The sequence below is a fragment of the Amycolatopsis sp. NPDC102522 genome (assembly GCF_055584485.1).
In genome coordinates this window covers 50254-73264 of the sequence record NZ_JBVJLY010000009.1, presented here as the reverse complement: position 1 = coordinate 73264, position 23011 = coordinate 50254, and the positions used below count along the sequence as shown (strand labels likewise).

20 protein-coding genes and 3 pseudogenes are annotated in these 23011 nt (G+C 69.2%); 10 read left to right on the top strand and 13 right to left on the bottom strand.

All coding sequences use genetic code 11. The features are described from left to right. The first annotated feature begins 24 nt into the window (after positions 1-24). On the top strand, positions 25-1212 hold the full coding sequence (locus ACZ6YV_RS21985; protein WP_465511392.1) for an MFS transporter: 1188 nt from the start codon (positions 25-27) through the stop codon (positions 1210-1212). Here the strand turns inward: ACZ6YV_RS21985 and ACZ6YV_RS21980 are convergent. From ACZ6YV_RS21980 to ACZ6YV_RS21960, 5 genes and pseudogenes are all read right to left on the bottom strand, one after another. Continuing rightward, complete coding sequence (locus ACZ6YV_RS21980; protein WP_465511391.1) at positions 1199-1420, bottom strand: hypothetical protein; 222 nt, start codon at positions 1418-1420, stop codon at positions 1199-1201. The genes ACZ6YV_RS21985 and ACZ6YV_RS21980 overlap by 14 nt on opposite strands. Positions 1421-1445: 25 nt before the next feature. Continuing rightward, a pseudogene (locus ACZ6YV_RS21975) lies at positions 1446-1754 on the bottom strand (NAD(P)/FAD-dependent oxidoreductase); the annotation flags it as partial. An 87-nt stretch (positions 1755-1841) separates the two neighbouring features. Next, positions 1842-2036: a ferredoxin gene (locus ACZ6YV_RS21970; RefSeq protein ID WP_378245633.1), complete on the bottom strand. Its 195-nt coding sequence runs from the start codon at positions 2034-2036 to the stop codon at positions 1842-1844. Continuing rightward, a complete protein-coding gene (locus tag ACZ6YV_RS21965; RefSeq protein WP_465511390.1) occupies positions 2033-2707 on the bottom strand; it encodes a TetR/AcrR family transcriptional regulator in 675 nt (224 codons plus the stop codon). Before ACZ6YV_RS21965 ends, ACZ6YV_RS21970 begins: the two co-directional genes overlap by 4 nt. Before the next feature lie 5 nt (positions 2708-2712). After that, on the bottom strand, positions 2713-3915 hold the full coding sequence (locus ACZ6YV_RS21960) for a cytochrome P450 (protein ID WP_465511389.1): 1203 nt from the start codon (positions 3913-3915) through the stop codon (positions 2713-2715). A 117-nt stretch (positions 3916-4032) separates the two neighbouring features. Here ACZ6YV_RS21960 and ACZ6YV_RS21955 point away from each other — a divergent pair. Continuing rightward, positions 4033-5451, top strand: a pseudogene (locus ACZ6YV_RS21955) (MFS transporter); the annotation flags it as partial. Here ACZ6YV_RS21955 and ACZ6YV_RS21950 read toward each other — a convergent pair. Next, the gene (locus ACZ6YV_RS21950; RefSeq protein ID WP_465511388.1) at positions 5396-7426 is read right to left on the bottom strand and encodes an MMPL family transporter; all 2031 of its coding nucleotides are present in this window, start codon (positions 7424-7426) and stop codon (positions 5396-5398) included. The pseudogene ACZ6YV_RS21955 and the gene ACZ6YV_RS21950 overlap by 56 nt on opposite strands. Positions 7427-7532: 106 nt before the next feature. On the opposite strand from ACZ6YV_RS21950, the gene ACZ6YV_RS21945 reads away from it, so the two are divergent. Further along, a complete protein-coding gene (locus ACZ6YV_RS21945; RefSeq protein WP_465511387.1) occupies positions 7533-8033 on the top strand; it encodes a MarR family winged helix-turn-helix transcriptional regulator in 501 nt (166 codons plus the stop codon). 49 nt (positions 8034-8082) lie between these two features. Further along, positions 8083-9540: an SDR family oxidoreductase gene (locus ACZ6YV_RS21940; RefSeq protein WP_465511386.1), complete on the top strand. Its 1458-nt coding sequence runs from the start codon at positions 8083-8085 to the stop codon at positions 9538-9540. 287 nt (positions 9541-9827) lie between these two features. Here ACZ6YV_RS21940 and ACZ6YV_RS21935 read toward each other — a convergent pair whose 3' ends face one another. Further along, a complete protein-coding gene (locus tag ACZ6YV_RS21935; protein WP_465511385.1) occupies positions 9828-10433 on the bottom strand; it encodes a hypothetical protein in 606 nt (201 codons plus the stop codon). Positions 10434-10527: 94 nt separating this feature from the next. Between ACZ6YV_RS21935 and ACZ6YV_RS21930 the strand changes: the two genes are divergently transcribed. The 3 genes and pseudogenes from ACZ6YV_RS21930 to ACZ6YV_RS21920 form a co-directional block, all read left to right on the top strand. Continuing rightward, the gene (locus ACZ6YV_RS21930) at positions 10528-11205 is read left to right on the top strand and encodes a response regulator transcription factor (protein ID WP_465511384.1); all 678 of its coding nucleotides are present in this window, start codon (positions 10528-10530) and stop codon (positions 11203-11205) included. Beyond that, on the top strand, positions 11198-12586 hold the full coding sequence (locus tag ACZ6YV_RS21925) for an ATP-binding protein (RefSeq protein ID WP_465511383.1): 1389 nt from the start codon (positions 11198-11200) through the stop codon (positions 12584-12586). Before ACZ6YV_RS21930 ends, ACZ6YV_RS21925 begins: the two co-directional genes overlap by 8 nt. A 56-nt stretch (positions 12587-12642) precedes the next feature. Continuing rightward, positions 12643-13608: pseudogene (locus ACZ6YV_RS21920) on the top strand (acyltransferase family protein); the annotation flags it as partial. 162 nt (positions 13609-13770) lie between these two features. On the opposite strand, the gene ACZ6YV_RS21915 reads toward ACZ6YV_RS21920, so the two are convergent. Next, complete coding sequence (locus ACZ6YV_RS21915; RefSeq protein ID WP_465511382.1) at positions 13771-15219, bottom strand: DHA2 family efflux MFS transporter permease subunit; 1449 nt, start codon at positions 15217-15219, stop codon at positions 13771-13773. Between the two features lie 298 nt (positions 15220-15517). On the opposite strand from ACZ6YV_RS21915, the gene ACZ6YV_RS21910 reads away from it, so the two are divergent. Then, positions 15518-16291 (top strand): maleylpyruvate isomerase N-terminal domain-containing protein, encoded by a 774-nt coding sequence (locus ACZ6YV_RS21910; protein WP_465511603.1) that lies wholly within the window; start codon positions 15518-15520, stop codon positions 16289-16291. 69 nt (positions 16292-16360) lie between these two features. On the opposite strand, the gene ACZ6YV_RS21905 is transcribed toward ACZ6YV_RS21910, so the two are convergent. The 3 genes from ACZ6YV_RS21905 to ACZ6YV_RS21895 form a co-directional block, all read right to left on the bottom strand. After that, positions 16361-18184 (bottom strand): fibronectin type III domain-containing protein, encoded by a 1824-nt coding sequence (locus ACZ6YV_RS21905; RefSeq protein ID WP_465511381.1) that lies wholly within the window; start codon positions 18182-18184, stop codon positions 16361-16363. A gap of 83 nt (positions 18185-18267) precedes the next feature. After that, on the bottom strand, positions 18268-19203 hold the full coding sequence (locus ACZ6YV_RS21900) for a helix-turn-helix domain-containing protein (protein WP_465511380.1): 936 nt from the start codon (positions 19201-19203) through the stop codon (positions 18268-18270). Between the two features lie 59 nt (positions 19204-19262). Then, complete coding sequence (locus tag ACZ6YV_RS21895; protein WP_465511379.1) at positions 19263-19655, bottom strand: winged helix-turn-helix transcriptional regulator; 393 nt, start codon at positions 19653-19655, stop codon at positions 19263-19265. Between the two features lie 98 nt (positions 19656-19753). Between ACZ6YV_RS21895 and ACZ6YV_RS21890 the strand changes: the two genes are divergently transcribed. Then, on the top strand, positions 19754-20161 hold the full coding sequence (locus ACZ6YV_RS21890) for a RidA family protein (protein ID WP_465511378.1): 408 nt from the start codon (positions 19754-19756) through the stop codon (positions 20159-20161). Between the two features lie 3 nt (positions 20162-20164). Here the strand turns inward: ACZ6YV_RS21890 and ACZ6YV_RS21885 are convergent, their stop codons facing one another. Then, positions 20165-20644: a cupin domain-containing protein gene (locus ACZ6YV_RS21885; RefSeq protein WP_378240925.1), complete on the bottom strand. Its 480-nt coding sequence runs from the start codon at positions 20642-20644 to the stop codon at positions 20165-20167. Between the two features lie 130 nt (positions 20645-20774). Next, complete coding sequence (locus ACZ6YV_RS21880; protein ID WP_465511377.1) at positions 20775-22577, bottom strand: AfsR/SARP family transcriptional regulator; 1803 nt, start codon at positions 22575-22577, stop codon at positions 20775-20777. 209 nt (positions 22578-22786) lie between these two features. Here ACZ6YV_RS21880 and ACZ6YV_RS21875 point away from each other — a divergent pair, with 209 nt between their 5' ends. Beyond that, a complete protein-coding gene (locus ACZ6YV_RS21875; protein WP_465511376.1) occupies positions 22787-22993 on the top strand; it encodes a hypothetical protein in 207 nt (68 codons plus the stop codon). Positions 22994-23011: the final 18 nt, after the last annotated feature.

Sequence of the window (23011 nt, the reverse complement as noted above, 5' to 3'; positions counted from 1 at the left end):
GCCGGACGTCGCCACGATCCGATCATGACCGACCTGCCCCGCGCCTACCGACGACTGTGGTGGGCCACCGGGATCGACAGCCTCGGAAACGGCGTCTTCACCGCGGCGCTGCCGTTGCTGGCCGTGACGGTGAGCCGCGACGCGAGGGACATCGCCCTGGTCTCCGCCGCGACGTACCTGCCGTGGCTGCTGCTGTCGCTCACCGCCGGCTCTGTCGTCGACAGGGTCGACCGGACCACCCTCCTGTGGCGAACGCAGACGCTCCAAGCCCTGATCGTCTGCGTGCTCACCGGGCTCGTCGCGGCCGAGGTCGTCACCGTGCCTGTGCTCGTCGTCCTCGCGTTCGCGCTGGGGTCGTGCGACGTCTTCTACGACAACGCGGCGCAAACGGCGCTTCCGGATCTCGTCTCGAAAAGCCAACTGCACCAGGCGAACGGCAGTCAGCAGGTGGCGATGATCGTCGGCAGGCAGTTCCTGGGCCCGCCGCTCGGGAGCCTCTTCTTCGCCCTCGCCTGGACGCTGCCCTTCGCCGTCGACGCCGCGTCGTTCGTCGTCGCGGCCATGCTTCTGGCCAGGCTGCCCAAGCGACGACACGCGCCCTCGGAACAAGTGAAAGTCCTCGATGGCCTTCGCTGGCTGTGGAAACACCGTCTGTTGCGAGCCCTCGCCTTGCTGCTCGGCGTCAACACCTTCTGTGGCCAGCTCGGGAACGCGACTCTCGTCCTGTTCGTGGCCGACGTGCTGCATCTCGGCGCGGGGGTGTTCGGTCTGTTGCTCGCCGGGGCGGCGCTCGGCGGTGTCGCGGGCGGGCTGGTGATCAGGCGGCTTGTCGCCCGGCTCGGCGACCTTCGCGCGCTCCTCGTCTCGCTCGCCGTGAACGCCGTCGTCTTCGTCGGTATGGGGTTCAGCCCGAACGTGGCCGTGCTCGGCGGACTCTGGGCGGTGAGCGGTTTCGTGACGACGATCTGGAACGTCGTCACAGTCAGCGTCCGGCAGCGGCAGGTGCCGTCGTCGTTGCTCGGCCGCGTCAACAGCGTGTATCGGCTGCTCGGCTGGGGGCTGATGCCGCTCGGCGCGCTGACCGGTGGCCTGCTCGCGCACAGGTTCGGGCTACGCGTTCCCTACCCCGTCGCCGGTGTCGTGCGCGGCCTCGCGCTCTTGGTCGCGCTTCCCGTGCTGATCCCGGCGATGCGGGGAGCTACTCCTCGGTGAGCTCGGCCAGCTGGTCCGCGGCGTCCTGGTTACCGCGCTCGGCCAGCCGCCGCAGCTCGTCCAGCGCGCCCAGTTCGGTCGCCGTTTCGATCAGCTGGTCGGCCGCGTCACTGCTGCCGCCGTCGGCCAGCCGCCGGAGTTCGGCCAGGTCGCCGCGCTCGCCTGCGTCCTGGATCCGCTCGTCGATCGCGTCCTGTTCTTCGCTCATGTCACCAGGCTACGGGCAATTCGTAAAGAGAACCCTCCACAAGGGACACTTCGGCGTCCGTGAAAAGGGTTCCGTGCACGTGGATCTTGGTGTCGAACTGGTCGGTCCAGAAGTAGGGGACCGGGGTGTAGGGCCGGTCGTCGCCCAGGATGACCCCGGCGACGTGGCCCGCCTGGTCGGTGGCGTTGGCCCGGTTCTCCAGCCGCAGAGCCACATCGAGCGTTTCGTGATGCCAGCGTGCGACATCGCCGACGGCGTAGACGCCCTCCGCGGCGCGGCATCGGGAGTCGCAGACGACGCCGTTCGCCAGCGCCAGACCGCTGCCTTCGAGCCATTACCGTGATCCGCTCCGAGTAACCCCTGCGGCGCAGGGCTTCCACCGTGCCGAGGCCGGCGGCTGAGGCGCCGACGACGAGCAGGGTCATTCGCTCACCGTGATGGCCGCGCCGGGGCAGACATCGGCGGCCTCGCGGACGATGTCGTGCAGCCCGGTGCCGGGCGTCTCGTCGAGGAGGAGCACGATGCCGTCCTCCTCCCGCTGGTCGAACACGTCGGGGGCGAGCAGCACGCAGGTTCCGGCGCCGCAGCACTTGTCCTGGTCGACGGTGATCTTCATGGTCGCTTTCCTTCGTCCGGGCCAGGAGTGACCGGTGCGAGCCAGATCCCGGCGAGTGCGTCGATGAGCCCGGTCGCGGCGGCGTGCCAGGTGGACCGGGGAGTGGGGGTGCCCTCGGCGAGGGCGCGTTCGCGTTCGGCGACCATGTGGACCAGCAGCTGGCGGGCCATGTCGCCGCGTTCGGCGCGGACGTCGGCGGGCAGCTCGGGCAGGCAGCGGTGCAGCCCCTCGACGATCCGCACCAGCGACGGCGAGGTCAGCGATTCCTCGACCATGATCGGGCGGAGCGCGGGGTCGGTCATCACCTGCGCGCCGAACCGCGCGAACCAGGTGGGGCTCCCGAGCGTGGCCAGATGCTCGGCCACCGGGGTGACCAGGCAGCCGATCCAGTCGCGCAGGTCCGTGCTTTCGCCGATGCCCGCCAGCATCCGGCGGCGGATCTCCTCGATCTGCCCCGAATGCCGCCGTGCGATCGCGCGGACCAGGTCGGCCTTGGTGCCGAAGTGGTAGCCGACGGCGGTGTTGTTTCCCTGCCCCGCAGCCTCGCTGACCTGGCGGTTGGACACCGCGAACACGCCGTGTTCGGCGAACAGCCGCTCCGCCGCGGTCAGGATCAGTTCCCGCGTCGCGTGCGCCCGTTCGGCGCGGGCACCGGTGATCTCACTCGTCATGGGCATCACCATCGCACGGGCAGTTCCCGCAGTCCGCCGACGGCGAGCCCTTCGACCTTGCGCAGGTCGGCCGCCGCGACGGCGAGTTCCAGCGTTGGCAGTTTCTCCAGCAGGACACCGAGGACGACCTGGAGTTCGGTACGGGCGAGCGGCTGTCCGAGGCACGCGTGCGCGCCGGCGCCGAACGCCAGATGCGGGTTCGGGCTGCGGTCGAGCGCCATGTCGGCCGCGGCTTCGAACGCGTCTTCGTCCCGGTTGGCCGAAGCCATGCTGCACATCGCGGTGGTGCCCGACGGCAAAGTGGTCCCGCCGACCTCGAAATCCTCGGTGAGGAAACGCGACATGCCGATACCCGCGTTGGCGTCCATGCGAAGGGATTCCTCGACGGCGGTGCGGATCAGGGACCGGTCCGCGAGCAGCGCTTCCCAGCGGCCGCGGTCCTCCAGCAGCATCGCCACCATCTTCGCGATCATGTTCGCGGTGGTCTCGTGCCCGGCGATCAGCAGGCCGATCCCGGTCGCGACGAGCAGCGCGTCGGACCAGCGTTCGCCGTCTGCGTCTGTGTCGGTGATGAGCGCGCTCAGGATGTCTTCGCCGGGCTCCGCCCGCTTGGCCGCGATGTGCCCGCCCATGTACCGGCCGAATTCCGCCTGCGCGACGTCGAATTCCGCCTGCGTGTAGCGGGTCATGCTGAGCATCACGTCGGACCAGTGGGCGAATCGTTCCCGGTCGGTGTCCGGGACGCCGAGCATGTCGCAGATGACCCACACGGGCAGCGGAAAGGCCAGGCCCGCCTTGAGATCCGCGGGTTCGCCCTTCGCGACCATCTCGTCGATCAGCTGGACGGCCATCGCCTCCATGCGCGGCCGCAGCGCGGTCATCCGCTTGGCGGTGAACCACTTCCCGAGCATCCGGCGCCACTTCAGGTGCGCTTCGCCGTGCTGGGGGATCACGCCGGCCATCTCGCTGTTGAAGACCCCGCCCGATTCTGTGTCCGCGACCCTCGCCGCGTTGTCCGCCGGGGTCGGCCTGGTGAATCGCGGATCGGACAGGACCTGTTTGACGTCCGCGTAGCGCGTGATCAGAGCCGCTTCGTCGCCGCTGGCGAGGGTGACTTTGGCGACCGGGCACTTCGAGCGGAACTCGGCCCATTCCGCGGGCGGCGCCAGGGCCGCCTCGGTCGGGAACGGGAAGCTCGGCAGCGTCATCAAGGGCTCCTTCGGCGTGGTGGGCGCGTGATGCACACAGTGCCCGGACTGTTGGCATAAGTCAATCAACTGACTTAAGTTGGAGAAGTTCGTTCCCGATCTGCCCGGAGGCCTCGTATGACTCAGCCCGTGCCACGCCCTCAAGTGGTCGTGGTGGTGCTAGCGCTGGGCGGGATCGTGGTCTCGCTGATGCAGACCCTGGTCATCCCGCTGATCCCGAAGCTGCCGGAACTCCTCGACACGTCGCCCGCCGACGCGACCTGGGTCATCACGGCCACGTTGCTCGCGAGCGCGGTCGCGACGCCGGTTGTCGGCAGGCTCGGCGACATGTACGGGAAGCGGCGGATGCTGCTGGTCAGCCTCGGCATGCTGATCGCCGGTTCGGTCGTCGCCGGGCTCAGCGACACGCTGGTCCCGATGGTCGCCGGCCGGGTGCTGCAAGGCTTCGCGGCCGGGGTGATCCCGCTCGGGATCAGCATCATGCGCGACGAACTCCCGGCCGAAAGGCTCGCTTCGGCGACCGCGACCATGAGCGCGTCACTCGGCGTCGGCGGTGCCCTCGGCCTGCCAGCGTCGGCGTTGCTCGCCGAGAACGCCGACTGGCATCTGCTGTTCTGGACCGCGGCCGGGCTCGGTGCGATCGTGACCGCGCTCGTGCTGGCTTTCGTCCCCGAATCGAGTGTGCGCAGCGGCGGCCGGTTCGATCTCGTCGGCGCGGCGGGACTCTCCACCGCGCTGGTCTGCCTGCTGCTGGCGATCTCGAAGGGCGCGCAGTGGGGCTGGGCGAGCGGGCGGACCCTGGGCCTGTTCGGGGCCGCCGCGCTCGTCCTGCTGCTGTGGGGCGGTTGGGAACTGCGGACGGCCCGGCCGCTGGTGGATCTGCGGACGACCGTCCGGCGGCAGGTCCTGCTGACGAACCTGACGTCGATCGTGTTCGCGTTCGCCATGTTCGCGCAGTCGCTGGTGCTGCCGCAGATCCTGCAGCTGCCCGCGGCGACCGGCTACGGACTGGGGCAGACCATGCTGGTCACCGGCCTGGTGCTGGTGCCGTCCGGGGTCGTGATGATGCTGACCGCCCCGCTGTCCGCGCGGATCACGAAAGCGCGCGGCCCCAAGGTGACGCTGATGCTCGGCGCGCTCGTGGTCGCCGCGGGCTACGGCCTCGGCACTGTCCTGATGGCGAGCGTGTGGCATCTCGTGCTGGTGTCCGCCACGATCGGCGCGGGCATCGGGCTCGCGTACGGTGCGATGCCCGCGCTGATCATGGGCGCGGTCCCGGTTTCGGAGACGGCGGCCGCGAACAGTCTCAACACCCTGATGCGCGCGATCGGTACTTCGGTCTCCAGCGCCGTCGCGGGCGTGATCCTCGCGCAGCTGACCGTCTCCTTCGGCCCGGTCCAGGTGTCGTCCCAGGGCGGCTTCCGGTTGATCATGGGACTCGGTTCGGCGACCGCGCTCGTCGCGCTGGCGATCGCCGCGTTCATTCCCGGCCGGTCTTCGCCAGCTTCGACGGCCACCAGATCTTCCGTCCGACGTCCACCGCCAGCGCCGGTACCAGCAGTGACCGCACCAGAAGCGTATCGAGCAGAACGCCGAACGCGACGATGAAAGCCAGCTGAGCCAGGAAGAGGATGGGCAGAACGGCCAGCGCGGCGAAGGTCGCTGCGAGTACAACGCCCGCGGATGTGATCACCCCGCCGGTGACGCGCAGCCCGCGCAGTGTCCCGTCGCGCGTACCGATTCTGCCCGCCTCTTCCCGGACCCGGGTCATCAGGAAGATGTTGTAGTCGATCCCCAGTGCCACAAGGAAGACGAAGCCGAACAGGGGGACGACAGGGTCGGCGCCGGGGAAGTCGAAGACGTGGTTGAACACCAGCGCCGAGACACCCATCGTGGCGGCGAAGGACAGCACCACCGTGCCGATCAGCAGCAGCGGCGCGAGCAGTGAGCGCAGCAGCAGGGCGAGTACGAGGAAGATCACCACCAGGACGATCGGGATGATGATCATGCGGTCGTGTTCGGAGGTGTCCCTGGTGTCGAGCAGGGTCGCCGTCGGCCCGCCGACCTTGGTGTCGTCGACGGGATGCACGGCTTCGCGGATCCGTTCGACCGTCGCGACGGCGGCATCGGAGTCCGGGGGATCGGCCAGCACCGCGTCGATCTTCGCGAGCCCGCCCGCTTCGCCACTTTGACGGACATCGTAAACACCGGGGACGCGCGCCAGCGTGGTGACCGCTTGGGACTGGCCGGCCGGAGCGATGATCACCGTCGGGGAGCCGGAGCCGCCGGGGAAGTAGCGGGAGAGGACTTCCTGTCCCGCGACGGAATCGACCGGCGTGAGGAAGACGTCGGACTGCGCGGTGCCGGAAGCCTTGAGCTGCGGCAGGAACGCGCCGCCCGCGAGCAGGACGACGGTCGTGACGATCCAGACCGTGCGCGGCGCGCGGGAGATCCAGCCCGCGACGCGGCCCCAGAGCCCGCCGGTCTCCTCCTTCGGCGGCGCCACCGCCGGGCGGAAGGGCCAGAAGGCGTTGCGTCCGCACAAGGCCAGGACGGCGGGCAGGAACGTGATGGTCGTGAGGAAGGCGGCGCCGATGCCGATGGCCGCGACCGGGCCGAGGCCCTTGTTGGAGTTCAGGTCGCTGAACAAGAGACAGAGGACGCCGAGGATCACGGTCCCGGCCGAGGCCGCGATCGGTTCGATGGTCGATCGCCAGGCCGTGCGGAGCGCGGAGCGGGCGTCGTCGGTCGTCCGGAGTTCTTCGCGATAGCGCGAAATCATCAGGAGCGCGTAGTCGGTGGCGGCGCCGAAGACGAGAATGAACAGGATTCCCTGACTCTGCCCGTTCAACGCCAGCACGTCGTGATCCGCGAGCAGGTACACCGCGAGACTCGCGGTTCCCAGCGCGAACACCGCCGACAGCAGGACGAGCAAGGGGAGAAGCGGGCTTCGGTAGACGATGATCAGGATGAGCGCGACCACCGCGCCCGCGACCAGGAGCAGCAGCCCGTCGATCCCGCCGAAAGCCTCCTTGAGGTCGGCGACCTGGGCGGCGGGGCCGGTCACGAGCACTTTCAACCCGTCGGGGGTGTCACGGGCGAGCGAGTCCCGCAGCGCTTCGACGCCGTCCCCGGGATCGTTCGTGGCGTCCATGAGCACGACGACCTGCGCGCCGGCGTTGCTCTCCGGCGCGGGGATGAGCCGTGCGTTCGACGTCCTGTCGGCGAGGAACCGTTTGTCGCCCTCGGTCAGGCCCGACGGTCGCTCCGCGACGACGATCGCCGGGATGACGGCGGCGCTGGAGAACTGCTTCTGCAGCTCGCCGACCTCGGTCGCTTCGGCCGACGCGGGCAGAAAACTGCTGCTGTCGTTCTCCGTGACCTGGCTCAGCTTGCCCGCGAACGGGCCGCTGAACCCGCCGAAGATCAGCCAGGCGACCGCGACGAGGGCGGGGAGCAGCCACCGCAGACGTGACCGCGTGCTGGTGGGGTGTTCGACTTCCGAGATCATGGACGGATGGCTCCCGTGGCAGTGCTACTTCGACGAGTGAATAGTTCGACCATCGAAATAGTAGAGTGGTCACCAGGACGGGGCAACAGGAGGGGAGGTTTCGGACATGGCTGAGGGCACTGAGGGCACTGAGGGCGCTGAAGACGTCGAACGGGTGACCGACGACGTGCTCGTTCTTCTGTTGCGCCAGCTGACCGTCGAGTCGGATCGGTTCGCCGAGATGTTCGGCGAGGCGCACGGCCTGCACCGGACCGACCTCAACGCGCTCGCGGTGATCATGGACGCGGCCAGGATGGGGGCGCCGATGAGCCCGAGCAGGCTCGCGAGCGCCCTGCACCTGAGCGCGTCGGCGACGACGTCGGTGCTGGACCGGCTGGAGCGGGCCGGGCACCTGTACCGGGACCGGAGCGCCACCGACCGGCGGAAGGTCGAGTTGCGGATGCACGACCAGGCACGGCAGATCGGTGCCGAGTTCTTCCTTCCCCTCGGCGAGCGCTATGCGGCGGCGTGGCGGGACATGGGGGAGGACGAGCGGCGGACGGTCGCCCGGTTCCTCCGCAGCAGCATCGCCGCGACCGTGGAGGTCCGCGGGCGGCTGGCCCCCTGACGGGGTCACTCGGACTGCGCGACGCGTCTTCGCCGGGAACACTCGGGGAATGCGATGCGTGGTGCTCGGAGCGACGGGTTATGTAGGCGGACGGCTGGTGCCGCAGCTGCTCGACGCGGGCCACGAGGTCCGCGTGGTGGCGCGCTCCCCGGAGAAGGTCGCCGAGGAGCCGTGGCGTGACCGCGTCGAGGTCGAACGCGGTGACGTCACCGAGCCCGCCTCGATCGAGACGGCGCTGACCGACTGCGAGGTCGTCTACTACCTCGTGCATTCCTTGGCGCGCAAGGATTTCGTCGAGGTCGACAGGGAGGCGGCGCGGACGGTCGCCGAGGCCGCGAAGACGGCGGGCGTGCGGCGGCTGGTGTACCTGGGCGGCATCGTGCCGGACGACGAGGAGTTGTCGCCGCACCTGGCTTCCCGTGCCGAAGTGGGCCGGGTCCTGCTGGACTCCGGGGTGCCCGCCCTCGTCCTGCAGGCCGCGGTGATCATCGGCTCGGGCTCGGCGAGCTTCGAGATGCTGCGCTACCTCACCGAGCGGCTCCCGGCGATGATCACCCCGCGCTGGGTGCGCAACCGCATCCAGCCGATCGCGATCCGGGACGTGCTGCACTACCTCGTGCACGCCGCCGACCTGCCGTCCGAGGTGAACGGCGCCTTCGACATCGGCGGCCCCGACGTCCTGACCTATGTGGACATGATGCGCCGCTACGCCGTGGTCTCCGGCCTGCCGAGGCGCGCGGTCGTGCCCGTGCCGGTGCTGACCCCGTGGCTGTCCGCGCAGTGGGTCAACCTGGTCACGCCGGTGCCGAAGTCGATCGCCGTACCGCTGATCGAATCGCTCGTGCACGAGGTGATCTGTCACGACCACGCGATCGCCGACCACATCCCGGATCCGGAAGCGGGGCTGACCCACTACGAACACGCCGTCGAACTGGCGCTGACCCGGACCCGCAACGCCGACGTGCCGACCCGCTGGTCGGACGCGTCGACGGCGTCCGCGCCCTCGGATCCGCTGCCGAGCGACCCGGACTGGGCGGGCGGGACCGTCTACGAGGACAAACGCGAGCAGAAGACGGACGCCTCCCCGGAAGCGCTGTGGGACGTCATCGAGTCCATCGGCGGGGAACACGGCTGGTACTCGTTCCCGCTGGCGTGGTCGGTCCGCGGCTGGGCCGACAGGCTGGTCGGCGGTGTCGGGCTGCGGCGCGGGCGGCGGGATCCGCGGCGGCTGCATCTCGGCGAGGCGCTGGACTGGTGGCGCGTCGAATACCTCGACCGGCCGCGCCTGCTGCGGCTGCGGGCGGAGATGAAGCTGCCGGGGCGCGCGTGGCTCGAACTCAGCGTCGAGTCCGATGAGGACGGTGGGACGGTCTACCGGCAGCGGGCGGTGTTCGAGCCGCACGGCCTGGCCGGGCACGCGTACTGGAAGGGGATCGCGCCGTTCCACGGTGTCGTCTTCGGCGGCATGGTCCGCAACATCACCGGTGCGGCGCAAGGAGAGGCCTGAACCCTCGTGAGTGGTAAGGACGGTCAGTGCCAAAAGTGTCTTAGGTACCTACTGGATTCCTGCCTACCGCCACACCCGCCCCAGACGCACCGCAGGCGTAGCGGCAGCGTGTGAAGGACCCCTTCCGCAGTACGTGAAGGCCCCCTTCATTGCGCCTAGCGCAATGAAGGGGGCCTTCACGTACCTCAAGCGGGCACGGAACCCTGAACCGAGCAGGTCCAAGACTCGTGAGTGGTAACGACGGTTAGAACCGTCCTCACCACTCACGAGGTAGGGGCGCGCGGCGGTCAGGGCTTGAGCGCTTTCATGGTCTCTTCGGCGTTCTTCCTGACCTTGGCCTTCATGTCCTCTTCCGTGGCGGGCCAGCCGGCGACTTCGCGCGCGTAGCCGCTTCCCGAGACCGTGAGCACCAGCGAACCGTGCCGGATGTCGTACTTGTAGAGCCAGAGTTCGTCGGCGGTCCAGGGCTTCTTGTCGTCGTGCTGCCGGTAGAGGTACGCGGCGGTGCCGAGGCCCTCGACGTCGGACACGGTGATGTCGGTACCGGCGCCCGAGCGCTCGCCATCGCCCTTCCGGAAGTCGTCGTACATGGCCTTCGCGGCGGGCTCACCCGACGGGTGAATCGCGATGAACGTCGTCAGCGTGGCGTAGCCGCCGGAACCGTCGAATTCCATCTTGCAGTTGCCGCCGTCGAGTCCGGCGACGAGTTTGCTCGGCGTTTTCGACGCCGTGGCGCGGGTGAGAGCTTCGAAATCCGCCGGGTTCACCGCCCCGCACGCGTCGTCGCCGCTGAGCCGGTACGCGGGCGGCGGTTCGGGTTCGGCGGAACATCCGGCGACGAGGACGGCGGCGAGCGCCACTACGAGCGCCGCGCGGCGGCGGTTGGCGGGCATGACGGAATGGTGGCAACGGTGTCACCCGCTCATGAGGGCAATTGTGCCCGGCGCGGTGACCAAGTGCGACCGGGCCGTATGGGATCGTGAGCGGATGAGGATCTTGCTCGTCGAGGACGAGCGACGGCTGGCCGAGTCGCTGCGGGCGGGGCTGAGTGCCGAGGGCTATGCCGTGGACGTCGCTCACAACGGCCGTGACGCGCTTTGGTACGCCGCCGAACATCCGTATTCCGCGATGATCCTCGACATCATGCTGCCCGGGCTCAACGGCTACCGCGTCTGCCGGAAGCTGCGCGAACGCGGCGACAACACCCCGATCCTCATGCTGACCGCGAAAGACGGCGAGGACGACGAGATCGAGGCGCTGGACACCGGCGCCGACGACTTCCTGCCGAAGCCGTTCTCCTACGGCGTCCTGCTCTCCCGGCTGCGGGCGCTGATCCGGCGCGGGGGAGCGATCCGGCCGGGAACGCTGCGGCTCGGCGACCTCGAACTCGACCAGGCGAGTCACACCTGCCGTCGCGGCACGGCCGAGATCCCGTTGACCACCAAGGAGTTCGCGCTGCTGGCGTACCTCATGAAACGGCAGGGCGAAGTGGTCACCAAGGCCGAGCTGCTGGAGAACCTGTGGGACTTCGCGGCGTCGGCGACCGCGAACCTGGTGGAGGTCCACATGAGCGCGCTGCGGCGCAAGATCGACCTGCCGTTCGGGGCGGAGACGATCCGGACGGTCCGCGGCGCCGGCTATCACGTGGTGGGTTCCGGTGCGTAGGTTCTGGCGGACCACCCGATTCCGGGTCGCGCTGACCGCTTTCCTGGCGTCGATCATCGCTCTGGCGGTCGTTTCGGCGTGGCTGGTGCTCGATGCCCAGAACCGGCTGGGCAGCGGCGCCGCGCAGGTGGCGAGGGAGCGCGCGACCGCGGTCGTCCAGGTGCTGAACACCGGCGCCGCACCGGCCGATCTGCGGCTCCTCGTGCAGGCTTCGATCTACGAGGTGACCACCCAGACCGGCGAGCGGGTCGCGTCCTGCCCCGGCCTGCGTTTCGGGACGATCGTCCCGGACGGGGGCTTCGAGTACGGCGACAGTGTCCAGAACCTCAAGCCTGGCGCCGTCGACCTCGCCAGGCAGGAGTCCGTCGGCTGCGCGAGTGCGCTCGGGGAAGATCCGGAGAGAAACGGACTCCGGCTGCACGTGGCGGCCACTTTCAGCGGCGACAGCAAGTACCGGGTCTACGGCGCCGCCATCGTCGACGAGTCGGGACAGGCGGCGCTCGATGCGGTGCGCACGACGCTGCTGGCGGGTGTCCCGGTGATCGCGCTGCTGATCGGGGCGATCGCGTGGTTCGCGGTACGCCGGTCGCTGCGCCCGGTCGAGGCGATCCGGTCCGAAGTCGCGGAGATCGGCGCGCACGACCTCTCCCGCCGGGTCCCGGCGCCGGACAGCGCCGACGAGATCGCGAAGCTGGCCGAAACGATGAACACGATGCTCGGCCGCCTGGACACCGCGGTCACCCGGCAGAGCCGCTTCACCTCGGACGCGTCGCACGAACTGCGCACCCCGCTGGCTTCCCTGCGCACCCAGCTGGAAGTGCTGCTCGCGCATCCGGACAGGCTGGACTGGCGCGAAGCCTGCCGAAACGCCCTCCTCGACGTCACCCGGCTGCAGGACCTCGTCGGCGATCTCGTCCTGCTCGGCAAGCTGGACAACGCCGGACCGGAACGGCTCGCGCCGGTGCGACTGTCCGAAGTGGTCGAATCCTGCCTCTCCGGGCGGCAGGGTGTCCGTGCCGAGATTGCGGGAGACCCGACGGTCCTCGGCAACCGGGGCAGGCTGGAACGGCTGCTGCGCAACCTGGTGGACAACGCGCAACGCCACACCCGCACCGGCGTCGGCGTGGCTGCGTCCACAGTGGACGGATTCGGCGTGCTGACGGTGACCGACGACGGGCCCGGCATCCCCGCCGCGGATCGCGAGCGGGTGTTCGACCGCTTCGTGCGGCTGGACGACGGACGAGCGCGCGACGACGGCGGAGCGGGCCTCGGGCTGGCGATCGTCGCCGAGATCGCCCAGGCCCACGGCGGCACCGTCGAGATCGCCGATCACGACGGCGGTGCTCGCTTCGTCGTGCGCCTGCCGTCGGCGGAAGCTTAAGACGTCTTCAGCTTCCTTAAGCTTCGGTTCAGCGTCCGGGCCCGAACCTACGGGGCATGTCCGCCCCTTCGCACCGCTCCTGGTGGCAGCCACTCGGCCACGCCGACTACCTGGCCTCTTCGTGGTTCCCCGGTCTCACCGGCGTGCGCGCGCTCGCCGCCGTGGCCGTCGTGTTCTTCCACTACGGAGGTCCAGCCATGGACCGCCTGCAGGGCTGGATCGCCGTGCAACTGTTCTTCGTGCTGTCCGGGTTCCTGATCACCACCCTGTCCCTGCGCGAAGAGGGCCGCACCGGCCGGATCTCGCTGCGCGGGTTCTATCTTCGCCGGGTCTTCCGGATCATGCCGGTGTACTTCCTGCTCCTGGCGCTGACCACGCTCGCGGTGCTGCTCGGCGGCACGTATCAGAGCAGCAGGCTCGCCGACGCCATGCCGTACTACCTCGTCTTCGGCAACGAACTCGTCGACTACAACACGCCCTATCCGACTTCGTGGTCGCTGGGAGTGGAGGAGAAGTTCTACCTCGTCTGGCCCGCGCTGCTGGTGCTCACGTCCTTCGCGCGAAGCGGGAAGACGGCGTTACGCCTGCTGCTGGGCTCAGCGGCCGTTCTCGGGGTGGTGCTGTTCGCGCTGCCGCTGGCGCCGTCGCACACCTGGGCGAGCCTTTCGGTGCATTACTGCTCGCTGGTCATCGGCTGCCTGCTGGCGATGGCGCTCCATCATCCGCGCGGGTTCGCCCTGTTCCGGCCGCTGACCAGGCCTGCCATCGCCACGGCGATCGGCTGTGGGTTCGTCGTGCTTCAGTTCTCCGTCGGCCCGCTGGCGAAGGCGCTCGGCGGGCACTGGCAGTTCGTGGTCCCGGTGTACGCGGCAGGCTCGGCGTTGCTGCTCGTGGCCGTCGTTTCGCCCGGCCCGATCCGGAACTTGCTCTCGAGCAGGCCGATGACCTTCGTCGGCGACCGTTCGTACGCGCTCTACCTCGCCCAGACCGCCGCGGCCGGAGTCACGGGCTGGCTGCTGCCCAGCGGGTTCGCCAAGGCCGCGGCGACCACCGGCGTCGCCCTGCTGTTCGCCTGCGCGCTGCGCCGGTGGGTCGAGCGACCGGCCATCGCCTACGGCCGGAAGGTGCTCGAACGCCGAACGCCCGCCGGACCTCCGGTGAGGTCACGGCGGGCGCGAGACGGATCAGTGGTGCGCGGTCACCGCGGCGGTGCCGGTGCTCTTCTTGACGAACAGCGAACCGACGAACGCGGCCACACCGACGCAGCCGGCGACCATGAACGTGGTGCGGATGCCTGCGGCGTCGGGGCTGGCGGCCCCGGCCGTGACCGTGCTCGCGGTGGCGACCGCGATGAACACGGCGGTGCCGAGCGCGCCGGCGAGCTGCTGCAGGGTGGCGAGGATCGCGCTGCCGTGTGAGTAGAGGTGCTCGGGCAGCGAACCGAGGGACTCGGTCATCAGCGGCGTCATCATCAGGCCGAGCCCGCCCATCAGGAGGACGTGGATGGCGATCACCGCGACCAGCGGCGAATCCGCGCCGAGCAGGGCGAACAGCCACAGCGAGACCGCCATCGCGCCCGCGCCGGGGATGACCAAGGGCCGGGGGCCGAAGCGGTCGTACAGCGCGCCGACCGGGCGGCCGAGCAGCCCGAGGACCAGACCGCCGGGAAGCACCGCGAGCCCGCTGACGAACGTGGTGGTGTGCAGGACCGTCTGCAGGTACAGCGGAAGCAGGATCGCCGCGGCGCCGAGCAGGCACATGAACAGCAGCGCCGTCAGCACCAGTGACACGACGAAGCTGCGATGGGTGAACGGGCGCAGGTCCAGCAGCGCGCGGTCTTCCTTCTGCAGGCGCAACTGGCGCCAGGTGAACACCGCGAGCGCCAGGACACCGACGGCGATCGGCACCCACGGCGGCACCGGCTGGTGCCCGCCCGCCGACTCGCCGAACGTCGAGAGGCCGTACAGCACGCCGCCGAAACCGAGGGCGGACAGGATCACCGAAAGCACGTCCAGCGGCACCTTGCGGGTGTCGCTGTCCAGCCGCAACCGCAGCACGCCGACCACCAGGGCGGCGATCGAGAGCGGCAGCACGATCCAGAACATCCAGCGCCAGCCGAGCGAGGAGAGCACCGCGCCGCCGATGGTCGGGCCGATGGCGGGGGCGACCGCGATCACGATGGTGATGGTGCCCATCGTGGCGCCGCGCTTCTCGACCGGGACCAGGCGCATCACCGTCGTCATCAGCAGCGGCAGCATCACCGCGGTACCGCAGGCCTGGATGACCCGGCCGGTCAGCAGGAGCGCGAAGCCCGGGGCGAGCGCGCTGACCAGGGTGCCGGTGCTGAACAGGGTCAGCGAGGCGAGGAAGACCTGACGCGGGGTGAACCGTTCGAGCAGGAACCCGGTGATCGGGATGACGACCGCCATGGTGAGCAGGAAGCCGCTGGTCAGCCACTGCACGGTGGTGGTCGGGACCTTGAGGTCGACGGTCAGGTCACGCAGCGCGACGCTCAGGATGGTCTCGTTGAGGATCATCACGAACGCGGAGAGGACCAGGACCCCGATCAGGAGCCCGGCGCGCGCCGGTGCCCGTTCCTGGTCGTGGGTGGTTTCGGGCATGGTCTCGGTCATCTGTGTGGTGCTCCTGGAGGGGCGCGGTTCCGCGTGGGCCGCCTTCGGCGTCGGCAACGGACAGCGAAGGCGAAGCTGATTCAGCGTTCAGTCTGCCTGTGCGGGTCGGTGCGTGTCACGTTTATTTCCGTAGTGAGTACGGTCACTACGGCCTCGGCAGGTATCGGAACCGCACGAGAGCGGAACGGAATTCCGGCCCTATCACGATAAAATCACCCCTGTGACCAGAGCGATCACGGCTGATCAATGGCAATCGGTACGGACTGCCTATCGGGTGACGGGCGCGCGATTCGCGGAAATGGTGGCCCGCGTTCCGGATCCGGGCGCGCGGGTCACCGCGGACTGGACGGCGGCCGACACCGTCGCTCACGTCGCGATGATCGCGAAGATGTACACGTCGCTGGTGCGGCCGGACCGTCCTCCGCTACTGGACGCCCGCGGGCAGGGACAGATCGAAAAGACCACTGTGGACACGGTTTCCGTGCTGAACACCTTGGTGTTGCGAGATTTTCCCGAACGCGACATCGGGAAGCTGGTGACAGGGCTGCTCGCCGACATCGAGGAAGTGCTGCGGGTGACCGAGGACGCCGACCCGGCGACCCCGCTGGACTGGCTCGGTGACTCGAAGGTGCCGCTGGCCGGTGTCCTCGCGCACCTGGTCAACGAACTGCAGATCCACGGCTGGGACATCGCCGAGGCGCTGAAACTGCCGTGGACGATCTCGCCCGCCGACGCGGCGTTGTTCTTCGAGCTCTTCATGGTGGGCGTGCTGACCCACGACGTCGGGCATCTTCTCGACACCGACGAGCCGCCGCGGGAAAGGCGGATCGCCGTGGCGTTCCGCTCGGCCTACACGACTCCGGTCGTGCTGGTGCTGCACCGGGGCCGGGTCACGGTCGAGGAGCCCGGCGGGCCGGTCGACGTCCGGATCTCGTTCGATCCGCCGTCGCTGAACCTGATGATGTTCCACCGGGTCGGCAAGGTGCGTACCGCGCTGACGCGCAAGATCGTCGTCGGTGGTCCGCGTCCGTGGCTGCTGCCCGCTTTCCTGCGCGTCGTGCGTCTGCCCTAAAGCCTCGTGAGTGGTCAGGACGGTTAGAACCGTCTTGACCACTCACGAGACCCACGCCTGCCCGGAGCTCTAGAGCGTCAGCGACCAGGTGTCGAGCACCCCGGTGTCACCGGGGCCGTAGTCGGTGACCCGCAGTTGCCACTTGCCGCCCGCCGGGGACGCCGCACCGGGCACCGAGAACGTCCGAGCACCGTTCCAGGCCGTGCACGCCGAACCGCCGCTGTACTTGAGCGGGTAGGCCTTGCCCTTCGGATCCAGGAGCGTCACTCCGAGGTCCTCGGCGCAGGTGTGCCGGATCGTCACCGAGATCCCGAGCGACGTCGCGGCCTGTCCGGTGAGGGTCGAGGTCACCGGGCTGAACACCTGCTGGTGGTCGCGGATCGCGAAGTCCGTGTCGTTGCTCAGCGTCCGGACGCCGCCGTTGCCTGGCGCCGTCTTGACGGACACGACACCGCTCGCGGGCGACACGTTCCCTGCCGCGTCACGGGCCTTCACGGTGAAGGCGTAGGAGGTGTCCGGGTCGAGACCGGTCACGGTGGTGCTGGTGCCCGTCGCGGAGGTCGCCAGTGTCGAGCCGTTGTAGACGTCGTAACCGGTGACACCGACGTTGTCCGTGGCCGCGTCCCAGGCCAGCGAGACACTGTTCGACGTCGTGCCGGTGGTCCGCGCGTTGCCGGGCGCGCTCGGCGCCGTCGTGTCGCCGCCGCCTCCGGTCACCAGCGTGAGATTCCACTTGTTCAGCGCTTCGACGACCGGCTGGAAGAGGGACATGTCGCCGTCGCTCGGGTTCTCCACGCACTTGGACGGGCCGCCGTCGTGCAGGCCGACGGCCTTGGTGCCGAGCAGCCAGCCGCCGCCCGAGTCGCCGCCGAGCGAACACGCCGTCGTCCAGGTCAGGTCTTCGATGATCAGCCCGCCGCCGTAGTCGACGGATTTGTGCGTGTACTTCACCTCGCCGCATTTCCACTTCGAGGTGTTGCCGGAGTGGCAGACCCGATCGCCGACCATGGCCTCGGCCGAACCCGTGACGGTGACGGCCGGCTCTCCCCAGGTGTTGACGGCCGCCGAGAGCTCCCAGCCGGACTGCGTCACCGCGACCACACCCATGTCGCCTTCGCGGGCGTTGACGCTGCGCGTCCCGCCGACGTTCGACGTGCCGAGCCGGTTCTGCTGACCCGACGCGCCGTAGGCGGCCTGGTCGCGGTCGTTCGTGCAATGCCCGGCGGTGAGGAACTGCTTGGCGCCCGCCGAATCGGTCGCGCCGAAGCCGACCGAACAGTTGCTTTCACCGCCCGGCCACCACGGATTGCCGGTCTGGATCGTGCCTGCCTGCTGCCCCGGCGAAGACCCGGTTTCGGCGATGCGCACGCCGAGATCCCTTGCCCGGGAAAGGAAACTCTCCGTCTCGGCGGTCTTGCGGGAGCGGTCGACCGAGACGCCGACCTCGTTGTTCCGGACGTCGACACCCCAGCCGAACACGCCGGGGACGCCGCCGCCGACCAGCGCGCGGACGGCCTCGTCGGTCCTGTCTAGATCGGCCTTGGTCCGCGACACCAGTCGCGGTTCGGCACCGGCGGACCTGGCCATGGCGGCGTCGGCCGTGTTCGTGACGGCCAGGGTCAGCTTGCCCGCGGTGGCGTCGAACCACTGCCCGGCGGAGCGGGCACGCAGCCCGTCCGGAAGCGACGCGGCCAGCCGGTGGGCCTCGTCCTGTGCGGCCAGTTGGGATTTCGCTTCGGACGTGGTCAGTCCGAACGCGGCGGCCACCCCGTTCACCTCGGCGTCAGGATGGGCCGGTGTCGCCGGGGAAGCCGCTTGAGCCGTCGGGCTGAGTCCCGCCAAGGCCAAAGCCATGACGCTCAGACCGGAAACCATTCTGCTGTGCCGTCGCATACACACTCCTCGAATCGAAAAGCAGGTGTGCCGACGGTAATTCCCGAACCGTGCGGAATTGTAGGTCCGCGAGTCGTTAACAATTAAGAGTTCCAGTCCCATTCGAATCCGAACCGGCCCGGCCCGAAATTCAGCGCGACTCCGTGCACGGAATCGCGTCCCGGCAGGACTTCCGTCCACTCCGCGGGCTGTCCGTCCTGTTCGGAATAGCGGCGGCATCGCGCCGGAAGCAGGCCGGGGGAGAACTGGATCTCGAGTACGTATTCCCGGGTGGGCAGCCGGAACTTGCGTTCGTAGTTCGTCGCGTGCGGGAACGGGGCACTGTTCACCAGAGTGTGCTCCGTGATGACGGTTTCGCCTTTCGCGAGTGGCCGTTCGAAGAGCAGTTCCATGACGAGAAGACCGTCTTCGGGGCGGTGCACGCTCCGGCCGGGGTGGCAGCCCCGTAACGAGGTCACCGCGGGCAGCGGCCTGTCGTGCTCGTCGATGTGGACGATCATCACCCACCGGTCCGGGCCGTCGGCCTCGGCGCGGAGCACCTGCCGCGACCGGAACGCGAGCTCTTCCTGGCCGGGTCCGACGGAGATGACGTCGTGCTGGCTGATCCTCGTCAGCCGCTCGTCCCACTGGGTGTCGACCTCGCTGACGGCCGCGTCGATCCGCGTCCGGTCCGGCCAGTATCGGCCGATCTCCGGTAGGCCGTCGGCGCGGGCAGGCCACCGGCCTCTCGCGCGCGGCGGTCCGAGCAGCGCGGTCAGGCAGCCGGGCGGTACCTCCAGCACCTGTTCGAGGTGGCGGAGCCCGAGCACGGAGTCCCGGCGCTCCGGGCGGCTGCGCCCGGACTGCCAATAGCTGAGCGTCGCCGCGGTGATCGAGACGCCACGAGCCCGCAGATGGTCGCGCAGGCGTTCCAGGCTGAGGCCGCGCGCCCGGATCGCCTCACGCAGCGCGTCGGCGAAGGGCCCCTCTCGGAGCAAGCGCTCGAACTCGGGCCGGGATTCGGCTCCGCCGGAGATCACGCGCCGAGCATAGATCCGCGAGGACGGGAATTGAACCGATCGAGGCCCTGGCCAGGTTGTTAACCGTTAACAGGCTTGTCGAACCGGCGGCGTGAGTCTTCGATGTGGCCGAGGAACCGGTGGGTCCAGTCGCACATCCCGTCGACCGTCGCGCGCAGGCCGCGCCCCGCCTCGGTGAGCGTGTAGTCGACCCGCGGCGGCACGGTCGGATGCACCGTCCGCTCGATCAGGCCGTTGCGCTCCAGCATCCGGAGGTTCTGGGTGAGCATCTTGTGGCTGATGCCCTCGATGTCGTTCCGCAGTTCGGTGAACCGCCGGGTGCGGTCGCCGATCGTCTCGATGATCAGGAGGGCCCACTTGTTGGCGACGTCGGAGAAGATCTCCCGCGCCAGCGAGTCCGCCCGCATCAGATCCGCGTCGTCCGTCTTGCCGCTGAGCTGCTTGGTCACCATCAGGTTCCCCAGTCACGAAGAAGTGCGTTCTTCCAGGTCGACGCACACTCTCCTACAGTTCCTGGGTAACCACAAGTGACCACGATCGAGGAGTACGGATGAGCATCACCCTGGTGAATCCCGCGGGGCTGCCGGTGATCCCCGCCTATCGGCAGGTGTCGATCGCGACCGGGTCGAAGCTGGTGTTCGTCGCGGGGCAGGTCGCCTGGGACGCGGACGGCGTCGTTGTCGGCGAAGGTGATCTCGCCGCCCAGGTCGAGCAGTGCTACCTGAACATCGGCATCGCGCTCGCCGAGGCCGGTGCCACCTTCGACGACGTCGCGAAGCTGACCGTCTACGTCGTCGACTGGACGCCGGACAAACTCGCGCTGTTCCTCGAAGGCGTGGACCGGGCCGCCGCCAAGCTGGGTGGCACCCCTGTCCCGCCGGGCACGCTGATCGGCGTCGCGGCGCTCGACGTGCCCGAGCACCTGGTCGAGATCGAGGCGACCGCGGTCATCGACTGACCCTCACTGGCCGCGTGCGGCACGCCAGATCGGGCTGTCGACGTAGTGGTTGTCGTACTGCTTCGACGACGCGGCGATCTCCGAGGGGTCGGCTTCACCGCGGGCGACCCGCTCGAGAAGCCGGTAGTAGTCGAAACGGGCCATGCCTGGGGTGAAGGTGACCAGCACGTCGGCGTCCGAGCCGGCGGCGGGCCCGAACGCGTGCGGCACCTGCGGCGGCACGGCGAGGAAGTCGCCCTTCTCCAGCGTGTGCAGGGTTTCGTCGACGAGGACCTGGAGCTTTCCTTCGAGCACGAAGAAGAACTCGGTCGCGCGGGTGTGGAAGTGGGCCGGGGTACCGAAGACGCCGTCCTTCAGGGTCGCGCGGTTCGCGGTGAAGCCCCCGTCGGTGGTGTCCGAGTCGGCCAGCAGCGTGATGTCGCTGCCCGGCGCGTCGCTGACGATCTCGGCGTCGGCGGCCCGGAGGAGGATGGGGTCGAACATGGTGGCGTCTCCTTGGTTTTCCGTGTTCAGCGGGCTCGCTGACAGGACAAGCTTCTCCCGGCGGCAGGCCTTGATCAATGCGGAAAACCGCACCGATCGATAATGAAGAGGTTATCGATCGGTGCGGCGCTCACCAGGACAGCGCGGCTCGCTGGGCCGGGACGATCGCCGCGAATTCGGCCGAGAACAGCCGCATGAGCGGCGGCAACCGGTAGGTGTCCTCCTCGCCCCATTCGGCGAGCCCGAGATCGACGAGGCGATCCAACGCGGCCTCGGCCTTCGACGGGCACGTATCGAGGACGGCCGCGGCCTGATCCGAGCGGCAGACGTCGAAACCCGGCCTGCCGAGCAACCGGAACGCCGCCGCGGCGAGCGGATCCCTGCCCGCCGCGATCGGCCGCAACGCCGACGAGTACAGCGCCCGCAGGGACTCCCCGCCGAAACCGAGTTCGTCCAGCCTGCTCTCCTCGGGGGCGAGGCGACGCGCCAGCCAGGACAGCGGCCGGGTCGGCCGGTTGGCCAGGATGGTGCCCGCGATCCGCAGCGCCGCCGGGATACCGTGGCAGAGCCGGACGATCTCCGCCGCCGCGGCGGGATCCGCATCCACTTTGGACTGTCCGGCCAGCCTTCCGAGCAGATCCAGTCCGTCCTCATCGGACAGTCTGCCGAGCGCGACATGCTCCGCGCCGTCCAGCATCAACGGCGAGCGGCCGGTGATCAGCACCGCGCACGATCCCGTCGCCGGGATCAGCGCACGGAGTGCGACGGACTCTGTCGCGCCGTCGAGCACCAGCAGCACCGCGCGGTGGGCGAGCTGCGAACGGAGTACGGCGGCGGCTTCGTCCGGCGTCCACGGGATGTCCGCCGCCGGAACGCCGAGGTGCCGCAGCAGCCTCGGTGGAACCCGGGAGGCCGGGCCGTCGACGCTCAGATCGACGTACAACTGTCCACCGGGGAACCGGGCCCCGACCCGATGCGCCACCTCCAGTACCAGCGCGCTCTTGCCGATGCCGCACGGACCGTGCACCACCGCGACCTTCGGCCCGTACTGTCCCGTCTCGACGAGCAGCGAGGTCAGGCGTGCGGCGTCCCCGGCCCGGCCGGCGAACGACCGGCAGCGCACCGGAAGCTCCTGCGGCGCGGTCGTTTCCGGGGCCGTCACGGTGACAGTGGCGGGGGAGACCGCGGTGAGGCCCGGATCCCGGTCCAGCATCGCCCGGTGCAGTTCCGCCAGATCCGGCGAGGGTTCCAGGCCGAGACGGTCCGCGAGCACCCGGCGACAGTCCGTGTAGACCGCGAGTGCGCCCGCGGGATCACCGGATCGGTACAGAGCGGTCATCAGATGCGCCCATGGCCGCTCCCGCAACGGATGTTCGGCGACGAACTCGCGGAGCGGGGCGATCACCTCGCGGTGTTCGCCGAGCCGGAGCCGGGCGTCGAGATGGTCTTCGGTGACCGAAAGCCGGAGTTCCTCGACCGGCGCGATCGATCCGGCGAGCGCCTCGTTGTCGGCGAGATCTTCCAACACCGCGCCACGGCAAGCGGAAAGTGCCTCACCGAGATGACGGACGGCGGCGGCGTGATCACCACGCGCGAGCGCCGCGCGGCCCGCCCCCGCCCGCTCGGTGAACCCGTGGAGATCCAATTCCCCTTGGCGCAGCGTGATTTCGTAGCCCGCGGCGCGACCGGAGATGTGTTCTCCCGGTAGGACGCTCCGGAGCCGGTTCGCGTAGGTGCGCAGGTTGGCGACCGCCGAGAGCGGCGGTTCGTCACCCCACAACGTCTGGACGAGCCTGCGAAGCGGGACTGTCCGGCCGGGATGCAGCAGCAACGCTGCCAGCAGCGTGCGCTGTTTCGCCGAGCCCAGCGCGATCGTCCCGCCTTCGGTGTGTACCTCGAGCCTCCCCAGAACCCTGAACTCGATCGACGACACTCACACCTCTCCCGAGAGTTGGAGACAGAAACGTGAGACCCCTTAAGGCAGTTCTATCACCGACGACTTTGCCGGAAGTTCACTTCGCATCGGGTGCACACCGGATACACGCGCGGGTGTATCCGCACTATCCGCGTTCGTGTACCGCCCTTTCCTACGTTGGGCGCTGCCGACGCCACCCGGCGCGGAGGAAGTGAGGAGCGCGGAACATGCGCAAGACATTGGGAACCTTCAGCGACAAGCTGCTGAGCGTGTTCGTGGCCAAGGCCGACGTGGGCGCAGGCTGCCCGCCCGACCCGTTCACCAAGCACTGCTACTGCCGTGAGCGCAGCGACTTCCGGCAGAACTGTTCGACCAACGGTGCCTGCAAGGTGTTCTGCGGACCCTGTTACGCCTTCCGGATCTGCGGAGGCTGATCGACACCGCGGGGCGGC